The sequence below is a fragment of the Candidatus Igneacidithiobacillus taiwanensis genome (assembly GCF_031962545.1).
In the GTDB taxonomy this organism is placed as follows: Bacteria; Pseudomonadota; Gammaproteobacteria; order Acidithiobacillales; family Acidithiobacillaceae; genus Igneacidithiobacillus; species Igneacidithiobacillus taiwanensis.
Map to the genome: position 1 here is coordinate 1 of NZ_JAVRKK010000012.1, position 14194 is coordinate 14194.

16 protein-coding genes and 1 tRNA gene are annotated in these 14194 nt (G+C 60.8%); 3 read left to right on the top strand and 14 right to left on the bottom strand.

Annotated features, from left to right (window positions below; translation table 11 throughout):
• Positions 1–508 precede the first annotated feature (508 nt).
• Together RTI30_RS03260 and RTI30_RS03265 are read left to right on the top strand one after the other, a co-directional pair.
• Entirely contained in the window at positions 509–832 is a 324-nt protein-coding gene (locus RTI30_RS03260; RefSeq protein WP_312262746.1) for a hypothetical protein, read from the top strand.
• Positions 833–950: 118 nt separating this feature from the next.
• Positions 951–2258 (top strand): ParB/RepB/Spo0J family partition protein, encoded by a 1308-nt coding sequence (locus RTI30_RS03265; RefSeq protein WP_312283370.1) that lies wholly within the window; start codon positions 951–953, stop codon positions 2256–2258.
• 130 nt (positions 2259–2388) lie between these two features.
• Here RTI30_RS03265 and RTI30_RS03270 read toward each other — a convergent pair.
• From RTI30_RS03270 to RTI30_RS03295, 6 genes are all read right to left on the bottom strand, one after another.
• A tRNA-Met gene (locus RTI30_RS03270) sits at positions 2389–2465 on the bottom strand.
• Positions 2466–2530: 65 nt separating this feature from the next.
• The gene (locus RTI30_RS03275) at positions 2531–4015 is read right to left on the bottom strand and encodes an MFS transporter (RefSeq protein ID WP_312262748.1); all 1485 of its coding nucleotides are present in this window, start codon (positions 4013–4015) and stop codon (positions 2531–2533) included.
• A 307-nt stretch (positions 4016–4322) separates the two neighbouring features.
• Positions 4323–5102 carry an ABC transporter permease gene (locus RTI30_RS03280; protein ID WP_312262749.1) on the bottom strand — a complete coding sequence of 260 codons (780 nt, stop codon included), beginning with the start codon at positions 5100–5102 and terminating at the stop codon, positions 4323–4325.
• Positions 5099–6070: an ATP-binding cassette domain-containing protein gene (locus RTI30_RS03285; RefSeq protein ID WP_312274768.1), complete on the bottom strand. Its 972-nt coding sequence runs from the start codon at positions 6068–6070 to the stop codon at positions 5099–5101. The genes RTI30_RS03280 and RTI30_RS03285 overlap by 4 nt, the downstream gene beginning before the upstream one ends.
• Positions 6009–6737: an alpha/beta fold hydrolase gene (locus RTI30_RS03290; RefSeq protein ID WP_312262751.1), complete on the bottom strand. Its 729-nt coding sequence runs from the start codon at positions 6735–6737 to the stop codon at positions 6009–6011. Before RTI30_RS03290 ends, RTI30_RS03285 begins: the two co-directional genes overlap by 62 nt.
• Entirely contained in the window at positions 6737–7048 is a 312-nt protein-coding gene (locus RTI30_RS03295) for a (2Fe-2S) ferredoxin domain-containing protein (RefSeq protein ID WP_312262752.1), read from the bottom strand. Before RTI30_RS03295 ends, RTI30_RS03290 begins: the two co-directional genes overlap by 1 nt.
• Positions 7049–7111: 63 nt before the next feature.
• Between RTI30_RS03295 and coq7 the strand changes: the two genes are divergently transcribed.
• Entirely contained in the window at positions 7112–7741 is a 630-nt protein-coding gene (gene coq7 / locus RTI30_RS03300) for a 2-polyprenyl-3-methyl-6-methoxy-1,4-benzoquinone monooxygenase (RefSeq protein ID WP_312262753.1), read from the top strand.
• An 88-nt stretch (positions 7742–7829) separates the two neighbouring features.
• On the opposite strand, the gene RTI30_RS03305 is transcribed toward coq7, so the two are convergent.
• The 8 genes from RTI30_RS03305 to rpe all read right to left on the bottom strand — a co-directional run bounded on the left by RTI30_RS03305 (position 7830) and on the right by rpe (position 14136).
• Complete coding sequence (locus RTI30_RS03305; protein WP_312262754.1) at positions 7830–8336, bottom strand: Rrf2 family transcriptional regulator; 507 nt, start codon at positions 8334–8336, stop codon at positions 7830–7832.
• A gap of 4 nt (positions 8337–8340) precedes the next feature.
• Positions 8341–8766, bottom strand: a complete 426-nt coding sequence (locus RTI30_RS03310) for an OsmC family protein (protein WP_312262755.1) — start codon at positions 8764–8766, stop codon at positions 8341–8343.
• A 62-nt stretch (positions 8767–8828) separates the two neighbouring features.
• Positions 8829–9620, bottom strand: a complete 792-nt coding sequence (gene trpC, locus RTI30_RS03315; protein ID WP_312262756.1) for an indole-3-glycerol phosphate synthase TrpC — start codon at positions 9618–9620, stop codon at positions 8829–8831.
• 1 nt (position 9621) lies between these two features.
• On the bottom strand, positions 9622–10641 hold the full coding sequence (gene trpD / locus RTI30_RS03320; protein ID WP_312262757.1) for an anthranilate phosphoribosyltransferase: 1020 nt from the start codon (positions 10639–10641) through the stop codon (positions 9622–9624).
• Entirely contained in the window at positions 10638–11210 is a 573-nt protein-coding gene (locus RTI30_RS03325; RefSeq protein ID WP_312262758.1) for an aminodeoxychorismate/anthranilate synthase component II, read from the bottom strand. The genes trpD and RTI30_RS03325 overlap by 4 nt, the downstream gene beginning before the upstream one ends.
• Positions 11210–12712, bottom strand: coding sequence for an anthranilate synthase component I (trpE, locus tag RTI30_RS03330; protein WP_312262759.1), 1503 nt, complete (start codon positions 12710–12712; stop codon positions 11210–11212). The genes RTI30_RS03325 and trpE overlap by 1 nt, the downstream gene beginning before the upstream one ends.
• A 90-nt stretch (positions 12713–12802) precedes the next feature.
• Complete coding sequence (locus tag RTI30_RS03335) at positions 12803–13480, bottom strand: phosphoglycolate phosphatase (protein ID WP_312262760.1); 678 nt, start codon at positions 13478–13480, stop codon at positions 12803–12805.
• Positions 13477–14136, bottom strand: coding sequence for a ribulose-phosphate 3-epimerase (gene rpe / locus RTI30_RS03340; RefSeq protein ID WP_312262761.1), 660 nt, complete (start codon positions 14134–14136; stop codon positions 13477–13479). Before rpe ends, RTI30_RS03335 begins: the two co-directional genes overlap by 4 nt.
• Between the last annotated feature and the right edge of the window lie 58 nt (positions 14137–14194).

The window sequence follows — 14194 nt, forward strand, 5'->3', positions numbered from 1 at the left end:
TCGCCCATTCTTGACCCCGTTCGAGACCCTATTTCAGGTAGTTTGAAATGGCGCCATTATGCCGACCCTGGGTGGCGCCATTAGGGTGACCCGTGACACCACCCACGCTGCTCTTCCACTGCCACCACTCCCGCCGCAACGGTTGCGTCTCAACTTACGTAATGGACCTGTTCCCGACCATCGGAAGAGAACGCAAGATAAAGCTGACGCTATGATAGGGTTGAGCGAAGAATCCTGAATCCCATCAGCACCGCCGGACCTGTTGCCCTCTCCCGATTCTGCCCCGCTGCCGTGCCTGCCAAGTATCCAAGAGCCGGTCTATGCCATGACACCAATCGCAAGCGTGAGGGGCTTGATGGAAATCGAATTCCACCCTTTGGAAAACTGGCCTATTTGGCCTCATGCCGTCTGATTCGCCCCCGCAGTCTTCTTGGTCCTACCGCTGCTGCGTAGCGCCGACGCTCTATTTCTGGCTCTGCTGGGTTAGAAACTGGCGATTATCTGGGGCTTGATTCACGGCACGGCGGTATTTTTCCCACATGCTTGCCTGCCGCTAGGTAACGCCTTTTGGGTTTTTTACAGCCTCGCCTTTGCCCTGCCGTACTGGCTCTACAAGCCGATTTGCAGCCGGTTCCCGGAGCACCCTGCCATAGTCGGTTTTGGCATCGCTATCCCCATCCATGCTGGTCTATACCTCTCCAGCGACATTCTGTTGAGGACACTTGAAACGGTACATATCGAGTTGACCGACCCGGAGTTTGGCAAGGCTTCTATGCGATTGGCAAAGCTGGTGTGGGAGCTAGTGCCTATCGACAAAGGGGCTATGGCATAGCGGGCGGCTTGCTTACAGGCCCTCACCAGCGCAGAAAAGGCGGGTAAAAAGCAGGGGTAACAGCAGATGCCGCCCCAGGAATCAAAGGAATAGGAATCGTAGGAAAAGGAGATAGTCAATGGCTAAAGTAGTCGGAAATTCGATGTTGGATGACGTACTGGCGGCACTGGAGGAAGTGGCACAGACGGACTATGGGAATTTGCTCGACGAATCACGGACACCCGCGGTTTCACTCTTCATCCCGCTGGATGAAATCGAGCCAGACCCCGAGCAGCCGCGCAAATTTTCGGATGCCGAAGCATTGCAGGATTTGGCAAACAGTATCCTGCAACATGGTGTGATCCAGCCGATCACGGTACGGCGCAATGGCGACAAGTACCAGATCGTGACGGGTGAGCGCCGCTGGAAGGCATCCAATCTGGCTTTGGAGACCGGGGAGCCATGCCAGCGCAAAGGCTATGACCTGTCCCGCATCCCCGCTGTCATTATTGAGCCAGAAACCGAAACCGACCGGCTGGAGATACAGCTTGTCGAGAACCTGGCGCGAGCGGATATGTCAGATGAGGATACAGCCAACGCCCTGAAAACCCTATACGAGAACTTGGGCTTGTCCTTTGAGGCCATCGGCAAACGCATTGGCCGGTCGAAAAAGTGGGTCATCAGCATGTTGGCTCGCATTAAGCCAGAGGCCCAAGAGATTGCTGATATTCTCGGCATCCCACTGGCTGACATCGGCAACAATGAATTGATCCGTCTCATCTCTTGGCACAAGGACTGCGAAAAGGCCCCGCTACTCCAAGCCGTTGCCGCCCGCCTGAGATCCGGCGATAGTTTCAGCCGGTCTTTGCTCAACGAAGCGGAGGAGCAATTCAAGCTGGAAAACCGCTTGGGTGTCTCCGGTCTACCGCTGGATGATCTGCGGGCGCTGGATCGGGAGGTAGCCAAAGGCAACATGGAATTGCTCGAATCGGTCAAAGCCCAGGCTACGCCGGATCTACAGGCTGCCAGAGAATCCTTGATTGCTGCTAAGGTAGCGGCCCAGCGGGCAGAGGCGGAACAGGTAGGGCAGGGAGGTGCCGCCGAAGCGGAACAGCCAACGGCTGAACAGCCAGCGGCCAAGCCAAAGGTTGTAACCCCAACAGTCATAGGGGAGCCGGTAACAGCAACACCAGAACCCATAGACGACGATGACAACGTAGAGCCTACCTATGGCAACGTGGTGAATACATCCGACGTAACCGACTACTCCACTGACGAGGTAGGTCCTGACTTTGGCGATGTGGCTACAATCGCTTTGGCCCACCCTGCCGTAATCACGTTGCGAATCCCCCAGGACTTGGCGGATCGGATCGCAGATGCTGCAGGCAAAGCCACTCCGGCCACCGCAGAAGCGGTGCTTGAGGCCCTGCAGGAGCACTATGGCTAACTGCACAAGTTGTGCAAATCGGGGAAAGAGGGTCTGGATTCGTAGGCCCTTTTCTTTGACCTACTGCACGCAATTTGCACAGAACACCTGTTTTTCTGTCCGCTGAGTTGTCGTAAGTTTTTGTTTTGATTGGTGGCGCTTCAGGGACTCGAACCCCGGACACGCGGATTATGATTCCGCTGCTCTAACCGACTGAGCTAAAGCGCCGTGGAGCAGGCATTTAAGCCGCAAGCATCGGTGCTGTCAATAGGGGGCGTGAGCCCCCCGTTGTATTACAACTGCGGCTGTACCCGCATACGCTCGATCTTCTCGAGGCTGCCCCGGGTTTCGACCCGGAATACCCAAGTCACCACCGCCCCCAGGAGGGAGGTCCCCACCAAAATGATCAACAACAGCTGGGTGCCGATGCTGTGCAGCAGAATGGGGAAGAGAAACGCCGTCATCACTGCGCCCACCTTGGCGAAGGAGGCCGCAAAGCCAGCGCCATAGCCACGAATGGCGGTGGGAAAAACCTCTCCGGCAAGAAGATAGGTCTGCGCATTTGGCCCGAGGTTGGTCATGAAGTTAAAGAGCATGAAGCCGGCAAAGAGCAGGATGGTCTTGATCCCGTCGGGCATGGCTAAGGACAAGGCCGCCAGCCCCAAGCCAACCGCGCAGCCAATAAATCCGATGATCTGCAGTCTGATGCGGCCACTGCCCTCGACAAGGGCGATGGCAACCAACACGCCAATCACCAGCAGGACATCGAGAAGGGCCGTACCCTTGGCAGAAATCAACACATTGCTCACCAAGTCATTGAGAGAATGCACGGCATGCGAGGAGCCGAGAATGCTGCCGAGAATCACCGGGGTAAAGATGCCGATGCCGTAGGTACCGAGGTCCTGCAAAAACCACGGTACCGAAGCGAGGAGGGTGGCACGGCGGTTGTCGCGATTGAACAGCACCCCCAAACCGTGCTTTTGCACTTGATGTTGAAGATGCTCACGATCCAACTCAATGTTTTTGGGATATTGTGGCACGCGATGGAGCAGGCGCCGGGTCTCGTGCTCGGCCTCGTCCACACGACCCTTGCTCGCCAGCCAATGGGGGCTATCGCAGATAAAGAAGCGCCCCAGGATAACGAGGAAAGCGGGAATGATGGCGGCCGCGTACATCCAGCGCCATGCATCGATACTATGGTAAGCATCCAACACAACAATGGCGAGCCCCGCACCGACGATGGCGCCAACGGCCTGGAAGGCAAAGGCACCGAGTACCAGGCCACCGCGTCCGTGACTGGGTACGGCCTCGGAAATCACCAAATGCGCCGTCGGGTAATCGCAGCCCAAGGCGAGACCAATACCAAACAGGCAGATGACCATCCACCAAAAACCCTGGCTGAGGGTGAGACCAATCAGAAAGAGTACAAAAAGTACCATCTCAAAGATGAACATCCGCTTGCGACCGAAAACGTCCGAGAGACCGCCCAGGGCCGTTGCGCCAATCAGAATGCCAAAGAGGCCAACCGCAGCGATGATGCCTTTCTGCTCGGCGCCCAGGCCAAAGTCCTGCACAATGAGGGGCAGGGCGATACCGGTCATGAAGATGATGAGCCCCTCAAAAAACTTTCCCGCCACCGCCAAAATCCAGATCCGCCACTGCATCGACGTCATCGGCGCGCGGTGCAAGGGCGTGCCGTCCGGCCAGGTCGGCGCCTCGTCGATATAGTCTTGAATGCTTCTTTTCCCGTTGCCGGGCTCCATCACACCTGCCGTCATCGTTTTTTCCTCCCAGAGGTCCTGCTTCGTGGCCGTGCGCGCGAGCACGGATGGGAACAAAGGCGCTTTGCCTTCCCTCGGAGACTAGCACAAGATCGTGACACTTTTATGACAATTCAAGGGGTTGCTGTAGGGGTAGACAAAAGACACTGGGCCAATTTTCTGCCCTGTACGAGATTCGCCGCCCTGCCCGGCTACCCGTCGCCAGTTACCCATTCATCCTTTGCAGATCTCAGCCTCGATCAGAGTGTTATCCAACATTTTCGCTCCAAGACCTCGGTATTCTTTGGCAACAACTGCAGGAAGATCAGCGCAGCAAGCGGCGGCGCAGCAAATAGGCGGCCAAGAGGTAGGCGACCAGGGCGTACGCCAGCAAAACGCCGAGGTGCAGCCAGACGTTACTTGGCAGCTGCCCGGTAAGCAGTGGGCGCAACAACAGCACCGCATGGGTGAGAGGCAACACCAGAGCAATCTTTTGCGCCAGCAGCGGCAGGGTCTTGAGGGGATAGAAAACCCCGCAAAAGAGGAACATCGGGGTCACTGCCAGGGTGAAGTAATACATAAAAAAATCGTAGCTGCGCGACAGCGCCGTAAAGGCCAGGGCGATGGCGCCAAAGCTGAAGCCGGTTAGCAAGATGACCGGCAAGGCGAGTGGCAGCCAGCGCCAATCGATGGCGCCAAAGAGGCTCGCCACCAGGATGATAGCGACGGCACTGATGGCCCCCTTGATGGCACACCAGAGTAACTCACCAAGGACGATATCGCCGATTTGCAGCGGTGTCGCGAGAATTGCCAGATAGGTATTCTGCACCGCCATGCGCGTATACGCGGAGTACAGCCCCTCGAAGGTTGCCGTGTTCATTGCCGAGCTGGCAACGATGCCCGAGGCGATGAAGGTAATGTAGGACATGCCCTCCATGCGCCCCACGAAATGCCCCAGGCCATAACCCAAGGCAAGTAGATAGAGCAAAGGGTCGACAAAATTGCCCAGCAGGCTGGGCAGCAGCAACTTGCGCCAAACCAAAAAATTGCGCCGTAGCAGAGCCAAGGCACCCCAGCCGGGCAAGGCATAGTGGCGTCGCATCATTCTTCTCCCTCCCGCAGCTCCCGCCCGGTCAGGCGCAGAAACACATCCTCGAGGGTGGCCGGACGTTGCAGCAGTTGATAGTCGGGGTCGGCGGCAAAATGGGCGCGTACGCGCTCGGGCTGCGGGTCGAAAAGAAAGAGGGTATCGCCGCTGCGCTCCGCCGCCGCCACTCGTCCCTGGTGCCAATTTTCGGCATCGGGCAGGGCGCCATCACGCCGACGCAATTCCAAGACCTCGCCCGGTATATGCTTCTGGATCATCGCTACCGGCGCATCTTCGGCGAGGATACTGCCATGCTGGAGGATGCCAACACGATCCGCCAAGCGCTCTGCCTCATCGAGATAATGGGTGGTGAGCAGCAAGGTGACTCCCTCGCGCTGCAGGGCACGCAAGCGCTGCCAGAGCAAATGCCGGGCCTGGGGATCGAGGCCCGTAGTCGGCTCATCGAGAAGGAGAAGCTGCGGCTGGTGGATGAGCGCGCGTGCCACCGAGAGCCGCCGTCGCATTCCCCCAGAGAGCGACTGGATGGGGCGCTGCGCAAATTCCTCGAGGGCCATGAAGGCGAGGAGCTCGCGGCTACGCTGGCGGATCAGCGCCGCCGGCAGACGAAAGTAGCGCCCGTAGGTCCAGAGGTTTTCCTCGACGGTAAAATCGGGATCGAGTTGATCCTGCTGCGCCACCACCCCCATGCGCGCGTGGCCGCCGGCAGGCCAATCTGCAAGGGGGCGACCATCGAGGTAAACGCCCCCGGCATCGGGCGCGGTCAGCCCCTGAATGCAGCGGATGGTCGTACTTTTGCCTGCCCCGTTGGGCCCGAGGAGGGCATAGCACTCCCCCACGCCAACGGAAAAGGAGAGATCACGCAGCACCACACGCTGGCCATAGGATTTGGCCAGGCCCGCAACTTCAAGCCGGGGAGAAGGCACGGCAGGGTTGTGCAGCATCGATCCCCGCACCCAGTTGCGCATGGTAGAGATCGAGCAAGGTCTGACTCAGCAAATTCAATTTGCCATGGAAAAAATGGTCGGCAGGCAAGGGCACCCACTCCGGCTGCCGCTCTAGAGACTGCATCCAGGCCCGTACCGCCGCAGGCGGCACCAGCTCGTCATTTTCCCCTTGCACCAGGGTCCATGGGCAAGTGGGCGTCGTCACCCCAGAAAAATCGAAGAGATTGACCGGCGGCGCAACGGTGAGCAAGCGTTCTACCCGCGCATCGCGGGCCGCCACTTGGTAGGCCACGTAGGCACCAAAGGAAAAGCCCGCCAGCCAAATAGGAAAGCCTGGGCGACGCTGGGCAATCCAATCGAGCACGGCAAGGCAGTCGTCTACCTCACCACGGCCAGCGTCGTAGCTCCCGGTGCTCTTGCCCACCCCACGAAAATTGAAGCGCAAGGAGGGGATGCCAAGGAGATTACAGGTGCGGCTCAAGTAGTGCACCACTTTGTTGTTGAGGGTACCGCCATAGAGGGGATGAGGATGCAGAATCACCGCGACCACACCGCGAGTCTCCTTCTCGGGGCAGGCGGTGAGGCCTTCGAGAATGCCCGCTGGGCCGGGAATCTCCACCGTCTCGCCAACGCATTCGAGGGCGAGTTCTTGACCGTCGTAGAGGTGACTGCGATCGATGGGCAGCATCAGATACGCAGCCGCTCCACCGGCAGCCCATCGCGCAGATGCGATTCGACGATTTCGCGAACATCCTGCTCATCGACATAGGTGTACCAAACCCCCTCGGGGTAGACCACCGCCAGCGGCCCCTCGCTACAGCGCCCAAGACAGCCGGAGCGATTCACTCGTACCTGTCCCTCGCCGTGTATGCCGAGGGCCTTGGCTTGCTTCTTGGCGGCGTGGAAAGCAGCCGCGGCCTGCCCTCCCTGATTGCAGCACTGCTTCCCATCCTCGCGCTCATTCAAGCAAAAAAAGAGATGGCGCTGATAAAAACCCATGCTTGACCCTCCCCATGCAGGCGGCCATGATAACCCGAAACGGCTGCTTAGGTCAGATCACTGATGAACCCTCTCGATCAAGCCATACTCTCTGTAGACAATGCCTTGCGTACCCTCAGTGGGCACAGCCGTGGCAGTGGTCGCCCCAATCCCGCCGCCAACAGCGCCGACGCCCTACTGCGTCCCTGGGAACGCCGCCGGGCGGCGCGCATGATGCGTGTCAATCATGCCGGCGAAGTGATGGCCCAGGCGCTCTACACCGGGCAGGAAATGGGCACCGATGACCCCGAGCTCGCCAAAGTGCTGCGCAAAGCGCGGGCCGAGGAAGAAGACCATTTGCGCTGGTGTGAGGAGCGTCTCGACGAACTCCACGGTCGTCCAAGCCTTCTCGGCCCGCTCTGGTACGCCACCGCCTGGGGCATGGGCTTCCTGGCGGCGCGCCGCGGCCGCGGTAGTAACCTCGGCTTGGTGGTGGCGGTCGAGAATCTCGTCGAAGAGCATCTCAAGGAGCATTTACAGAATCTGCCCGTGTCCGACGAACGCAGTCGCCGCATCCTCGAACAAATGGAAGCCGACGAACGCGGCCATGCCGAAAAAGCGGAGTCCCTCGGCGCCGTCGATCTACCCACCCCCGTGCGGGTAGCCATGCAAAGCCTGTCGCGGATCGTTACCCGCGGCGCACTCTGGGTGTGAAGGGCAAAGAGATTTTTCAGCGATTCGGCTGGAAAGACTAATTGTGCCGGAGCTTGGATAGCACCGGCAGAGCCCATGCCTGCGGTCTTTAGGCCTTTCCGGTTACCGATGCGGTGGTTTTGCCGCGCGCCACACTCACCCCGGGCAGGTGGATGCGGTACTTGCCCGCCCGCACCGCAGCGGCCATGCCGCCAATGGTCTGCTGACTGAGAAGCTCGATGACCTCGGCCTTGAGCGGCTTCCAGGCGTAGTGCACCGGGCAGGCGGTGGCATCCTCGCATTTTTTGAGTCCCAAAACACAGCCTTGGCCCAGGGGCTTGCGTTCGACGATTTCCACCACGTCGAGAATGTTGCGATTTTCGGCACCGGGGGCGAGAACAAAGCCGCCGCCGCGCCCCTTGCGCGACTCGAGGATACCGCTCTTGCTCAAATCCTGCAGAATCTTGGCGAGATACTGTCGCGGCGGTACGCGCGGATCATCGGGGTCCTTGAGGTACTCCCAAATATCACCACTCAGCACCAACTGCCCCGGCGGCTGGGTAGCCAGGTAGATGAGGGCCTGCAGGGCATACTCACTGGTCTTGCTCAGCAGCATGGCGTCACTCCACCGACTCGACGGTAAAATCGTGGGTGATTTCCGCGGTCTTCGCGAGCATGATGCTCACCGAGCAGTATTTTTCGGCGGAGAGTTGAATAGCATGCGCCACCCGCTTCGGATCGAGATTCTTTCCCTGCACGAAAAACTGCAAATGAATCCGGGTAAAGACCTTGGGATCGGTTTCCGCCCGCTCGGCCGCAATCTCCACCCGACAGGCGCGCACATCCTGCCGCGACTTCTGCAGAATCATCACCACATCGATGCTCGAGCAGCCGCCTAGGCCCATGAGGATCATTTCCATGGGCCGCGCCCCGAGATTATGGCCGCCAATCTCTGCCGCGCCGTCCATTACCAGTGCGTGGCCGCTGTCGGCATGGGCCAGAAAGGCCATTCCACCCGGTCCGGTCCATTCTACTGTCGCTTGCATCGAGTTCTCCTTAGGGGCGACAAACACCCAGCGATTACACTACCGACGCGGCCGGGATGCAATCACCCCGCAAAGAGCTCCTGCAATGCCGCTCCAGGGCTTGCGGCACGCATCAACCCCTCCCCCACCAAAAAGGCGTGAATACCGGCTTGGCGCAGGGTAGCCACGTCGTCGCGGCTGCGGATACCGCTCTCGCTGATCAAGAGGCGATCTGCGGGCACGGCAGAGAGTAAGTCGATACTGCGCTGGATGTCGGTGTCGAAGCGGCGCAAATCGCGGTTGTTGATGCCGATGAGCGGCGTGCGCAGGCGCAAGGCACGCTCGAGCTCCGCGGCATCGTGAGACTCGACCAAAACCGCCATGCCGAGCTCCTGCGCTGTGGCCTCGAGCTCCGCCATCTGCGCGTCGGAAAGGGCGGCAACGATCAGGAGGATGGCGTCGGCGCCAATGGCCCGCGCTTCCCAGACCTGATATGGATCGATGAGAAAATCCTTGCGCAATACCGGCAGGCTGCAGGCCGCTCGTGCCGCGCTCAAGTAGCTGTCACTGCCCTGAAAAAAACTCTCGTCGGTGAGCACCGACAGGCAGGCAGCTCCATGTTGGGCATAGTCGCGGGCAATCTCGACGGGATTGAAATCGGCACGGATCACCCCCGCCGAAGGCGAAGCCTTTTTGATCTCGGCAATTACCGCCGCCGTACCCGCCGCCACCCGTGTTTGCAGGGCACCGACAAAATCTCGCGGCGGTGCCGCCAGCCGTGCCGCTGATTGCAGGTCGGCAAGGCCCAAGCGGGCTTGGCGCTGAGCCAGTTCGCGGCGTTTTTCCGCCAGAATTTTTTGTAGAATGTCTTCCACCCTAAACCTCCCGAGCAAAGCGCAGCAGGTCCTGCCACTTCTGCCAAACGGCACCGGCGTCGAGCACTTCCCGTGCCCGCTCCACACCCGCAGCGAGGCTAGCGACCACATCGGCGGCGTAGAGGGCCGCACCGGCGTTGAGGAGGACGATGTCGCGCCGCGGCCCCGGCTGGTTCTGTAAAACCGTCACAAACGCTGCTGCTGCCTCGCTGACATCGGCAATCTGCAGGGCCGCCAGCGGCGCGCGCTCGAGGCCAAAATCCTCGGGCTGTAGCCGATAGCGATGAACCTCGGCAGCCCGCAGTTCCGCCACCTCGGTGGGTCCGGACAGGCTGATTTCATCCAGACCGTCATGGCCATGCACGACCAAGACGTGGCGGCCGCCGAGCTCCCGCGCCGCCTCGGCGAGCGGCGTCAACCAGGCTTCGCTGTATACCCCAAGCACCTGATGCGGGGCCGCCGCCGGGTTACTGAGGGGACCCATGAGATTGAAGAGCGAGCGGATTCCCAGTTCCTTGCGCGGGCCGACGGCATGGCGCATGGCGCCGTGGTGTGCCGGGGCAAAGAGAAAACCGATGCCCACGGTCTCGATACAAGCAGCCACCTGTGCCGGCGTGAGATCGAGGCGCAGCCCCAAGGCCTCGAGCACGTCGGCGCTACCGCTACGCCCGGATACCGCACGATTCCCATGCTTGGCCACCCGCGCCCCGGCCGTCGCTGCCACCAAGGCGGCCGCGGTAGAGATGTTGAAGGTATTGCAGGCATCACCACCGGTGCCGCAGGTATCCACCAAATGATCGGTGTCTACCGTTACCCGGGTCATGAAGGCACGCAGGGCACGGGTCGCCCCTACCAGCTCCTCTACCCGCTGCCCCTTCATGCGCAGGCCCATCAGTAAGGCGCCCAATTGCGCTGGGGTCCACTCGCCGCGCATGACCGCCGCGAAGATCTCCTCGCTCTCCCGCGCCGAGAGATCCTGACCGGCAATGATCCCTTCGAGAATCTCCCGTGTCGCCCTCATCGACCATCTCCCTGCAAAAAATTATCGAGAATGTCTTTGCCGTGGGCGCTGAGGATGGATTCCGGATGGAACTGCACTCCCTCCACCGCGAGCTCGCGATGGCGCAAGCCCATGATCTCGCCCGACTCCACCCAGGCGGTCACTTCCAAGCAAGCGGGCAGGCTGGCGCGATCGACAATGAGGGAGTGGTAGCGGGTAGCCGCGAAGGGGCTCGGCAAACCAGCAAAAACCCCCTGGCCGCGGTGGTGGATGGGAGAGGTTTTGCCATGCATGACTTCCGGGGCGCGCACGACCTGACCACCAAAGACCTGGCCGATGGCCTGATGGCCGAGACAGACCCCAAGGATGGGAATGCGACCGGCAAAGTGGCGGATCACCGCGGTGGAAATGCCGGCCTCGTTAGGGGTGCAGGGCCCCGGCGAGATGCAGATGCGCGCCGGGGCCAAGGCCTCGATTGCCGCCAGGGTGATGGCATCGTTGCGCTCCACCCGCACTTCGGCGCCCAGTTCGGCAAAGTACTGGACGAGGTTATAGGTGAAGCTGTCGTAGTTATCGATCATCAACAACATCAGACGATCCTCCCTTCGGGATCCAAGCCGTTTTCGGCAATGTCCACGGCGCGGAACATCGCCCGGCGCTTGTTGAGGGTCTCTTCCCATTCTGCCGCCGGCTGGGAATCGGCCACGATGCCCCCTCCTGCCTGAATGTGCAGCTGCCCGTCTTGGACCACGGCGGTACGAATGGCAATGCAGGTATCCATGTTTCCGTTCCAGCCCCAATAGCCCACGGCCCCGGCGTAGACCCCCCGCGCTACCGGCTCGAGCTCACGGATGATCTCCATGGCGCGGATCTTCGGTGCTCCCGATACGGTGCCAGCGGGAAAGGTAGCACGCAGGGCATCCATGGCGTCGAGACCCGGCCGCAGGCGGCCAACTACCTGCGAGACGATATGCATGACGTGGGAATAGCGCTCGACGGCAAAAGATTCGGTCAGACGCACCGAGCCGGTTTCGGCAATGCGCCCGACGTCGTTACGCGCCAGATCGATGAGCATCAAATGCTCAGCGCGCTCCTTGGGATCGGCGAGAAGCTCCGCCTCCAGGGCACGGTCGGCCGCCGGGCTCGCCCCGCGTGGGCGCGTACCGGCAATGGGGCGGACCGTTACTTCGCCATCTTCCACCCGCACCAAGATTTCTGGCGAGGAGCCCACCAGCTGGGTCTTACCAAGGTCGACATAAAATAAATACGGCGACGGATTGATACGGCGCAGGGCACGGTAGAGATCGAGGGGTGGGGCGCCAAAGGGGATGGAGAGACGCTGCGAAGGCACCACCTGCATCACGTCACCCGCGGCAATGTAGGCGCGGATCCGCTCTACCGCTGCCTCATAACCGGCGCGACTGAAGCTCGCCTGAAAATCCTCCTCGCCTACTCGTCCCCGTCGTTCGCTCGTGGGCTGTGCCGGCAGGGGACCACGCAGTCGCTCCTCGAGTTCCGCCAAGCGTGCCCGCCCACGCTCGTAGGCATCGGGTTGCTGAGGATCAACCTGCAGGAGCAAGCGCAGGGTGCCGCGCAGGTTGTCGAAGAGCAGGATTTCGTCGGCCACCAGCAATTGGATTTCCGGCAACTGCAAAGGGTCGGGCAAGGCGGGGCGGCGCGCCAAGCGCGGCTCGATGTAGCGAACGATATCGTAGCCGAAGTACCCCACCAGACCGCCACTGAAACGATCCGCCAACCCAGCAACAGGGGCGGCGCGGAAGCGGCTGCGAAAGGCGCTGACCCAGGCGAGGGGATCGGTGGCTTGGCACTGCTCCTGCACTACGCCATCGACAAAACGCTGGATCCTCTGGCCGCGAATTTCGATGCGTTCGCGCGCCGGCAAACCGATGATGGAGTAGCGGCCCCATTGTTCGCCGCCCTGCACCGACTCGAAGAGATAGGCATAGGGGCCATCAACGACCTTGCAATAGGCCGACAGGGGGGTGTCGAGATCGGCAAGGATCTCGCGCGATAGGGGGATGCGATTGTAGCCCTCGCGAGCGAGGGCAGAGAACTCGGCAGCAGAAATCACGGCTTCACCTCGTGGCAACAAGTAATGGAAATGGATCAGCTCCTTACGAGCGGCGCCATCGCCCCTTGCCCACGTAGATGAAATTTCCGGTCATGAATGCCCTTCCCCATGCCGCAAAACGGCCAACAATTCGGGCATGGTATCGATAATGGCATCGGCTGCCAAGTCGGTGAGCGGCATATCGCCGCGGTACCCGTAGCTGACACAGACCACCGGCATCCCTGCCGCTTTTGCTGCTTGGGTGTCGTTGATGGAATCCCCCACCAACAACCCGGCCTCGGGCGCATGACCAAAATGGCTGGCGGCATGGGTGAGCGGGAGCGGATCGGGCTTTTTGCGCGGCAGGCTATCGCCGGAAAGCACCAGATCGAAATAGCGCCGCAGCCCAAAATGCTCCAGCAGGGGTTCGGTGAACTGTGCCGCCTTGTTGGTAATGCACACCAAAGGCAGCTTGCCGTGCAGGGCCGCCAGGGTCTCCGGCACCCCATCGTAGGGGCGACTGTGCGCCCAGAGATGCTCCCCGTAGTAGCGGGAGAAGGCGGGCATGGCCGCCTCCAGCTCCGCTTCGCTGGGCTCCGCCTCGATGGCCAAGGCACGGCGCATGAGCTCGCGCACCCCGTTGCCAATGAAACCGCGAATCACCGGCATGGGTGCGGCTGGTCGCCCCAGGGATTCGAGGACATGATTGGCCGACGCCGCCAGATCCGGGGCGGTATCGATGAGGGTGCCATCGAGGTCGAGGAGCAGAAAGCGGGGCGAGAAGCTCATGCCAGGGCAGCCCGGAAGGCAGCGATGGTCGCCTTGTAGTCCGGGGTGCCATAAATGGCGCTGCCTGCCACGAAGACATCGGCACCCGCATCCGCCACTTGGCGCACATTGTTGACCTTGATGCCGCCATCCACTTCGAGCTCGATCGCCTTGCCCGTTGCTTCGATGCGTTTGCGGATGGCCTCGATCTTGCGCAGGCTGTAATCGATAAAGCTCTGGCCGCCGAAGCCCGGGTTCACGCTCATCACCAGCACCAGATCGATGCTCTCGAGGATGTAATCGAGCACCGAGAGGGGGGTGGCAGGATTGAGGGAAACCCCGGCCTTACAACCCAGACTATGGATGAGCTGCACCGTGCGGTCGAGGTGAATGGTACCTTCCGGGTGGACGGTGATGATGTCGGCCCCGGCCTTGGCAAATTCGGGGATGATGGCATCCACCGGGCTGATCATCAGATGCACATCGAGGGGCTTTTTGGTGTGCGGCTTGATGGCCGCGGCCACCAGCGGGCCAATGGTAAGATTGGGGACGAAATGGTTGTCCATCACATCCACATGAATGTAGTCGGCACCGGCCTCGTCTACCGCACGCACCTCCTCGCCCAACTTGGCGAAGTCGGCGGAGAGGATGGAAGGAGAAATCTTGAACTGGCTCATGGGAAACTCCTCAAAGAACAGGAAAGCGCCCGCAGGCGCCCTCCTCACCAGGTATGGG

What these genes read in the sequence shown, in the direction of transcription:
- RTI30_RS03280 (WP_312262749.1), bottom strand. Translation starts at nt 5,102, where the DNA reads ATGATGCGACGCCACTATGCCTTGCCCGGCTGGGGTGCCTTGGCTCTG.
- RTI30_RS03305 (WP_312262754.1), bottom strand. Translation starts at nt 8,336, where the DNA reads ATGCTGCTGAGCAAGACCAGTGAGTATGCCCTGCAGGCCCTCATCTAC.
- rpe (WP_312262761.1), bottom strand. Translation starts at nt 14,136, where the DNA reads ATGAGCCAGTTCAAGATTTCTCCTTCCATCCTCTCCGCCGACTTCGCC.
- RTI30_RS03295 (WP_312262752.1), bottom strand. Translation starts at nt 7,048, where the DNA reads ATGGGTTTTTATCAGCGCCATCTCTTTTTTTGCTTGAATGAGCGCGAG.
- RTI30_RS03325 (WP_312262758.1), bottom strand. Translation starts at nt 11,210, where the DNA reads ATGTTGTTGATGATCGATAACTACGACAGCTTCACCTATAACCTCGTC.
- RTI30_RS03265 (WP_312283370.1), top strand. Translation starts at nt 951, where the DNA reads ATGGCTAAAGTAGTCGGAAATTCGATGTTGGATGACGTACTGGCGGCA.
- coq7 (WP_312262753.1), top strand. Translation starts at nt 7,112, where the DNA reads ATGAACCCTCTCGATCAAGCCATACTCTCTGTAGACAATGCCTTGCGT.
- RTI30_RS03290 (WP_312262751.1), bottom strand. Translation starts at nt 6,737, where the DNA reads ATGCTGCCCATCGATCGCAGTCACCTCTACGACGGTCAAGAACTCGCC.
- RTI30_RS03285 (WP_312274768.1), bottom strand. Translation starts at nt 6,070, where the DNA reads ATGCGCAACTGGGTGCGGGGATCGATGCTGCACAACCCTGCCGTGCCT.
- RTI30_RS03335 (WP_312262760.1), bottom strand. Translation starts at nt 13,480, where the DNA reads ATGAGCTTCTCGCCCCGCTTTCTGCTCCTCGACCTCGATGGCACCCTC.
- RTI30_RS03275 (WP_312262748.1), bottom strand. Translation starts at nt 4,015, where the DNA reads ATGACGGCAGGTGTGATGGAGCCCGGCAACGGGAAAAGAAGCATTCAA.
- trpD (WP_312262757.1), bottom strand. Translation starts at nt 10,641, where the DNA reads ATGAGGGCGACACGGGAGATTCTCGAAGGGATCATTGCCGGTCAGGAT.
- RTI30_RS03310 (WP_312262755.1), bottom strand. Translation starts at nt 8,766, where the DNA reads ATGCAAGCGACAGTAGAATGGACCGGACCGGGTGGAATGGCCTTTCTG.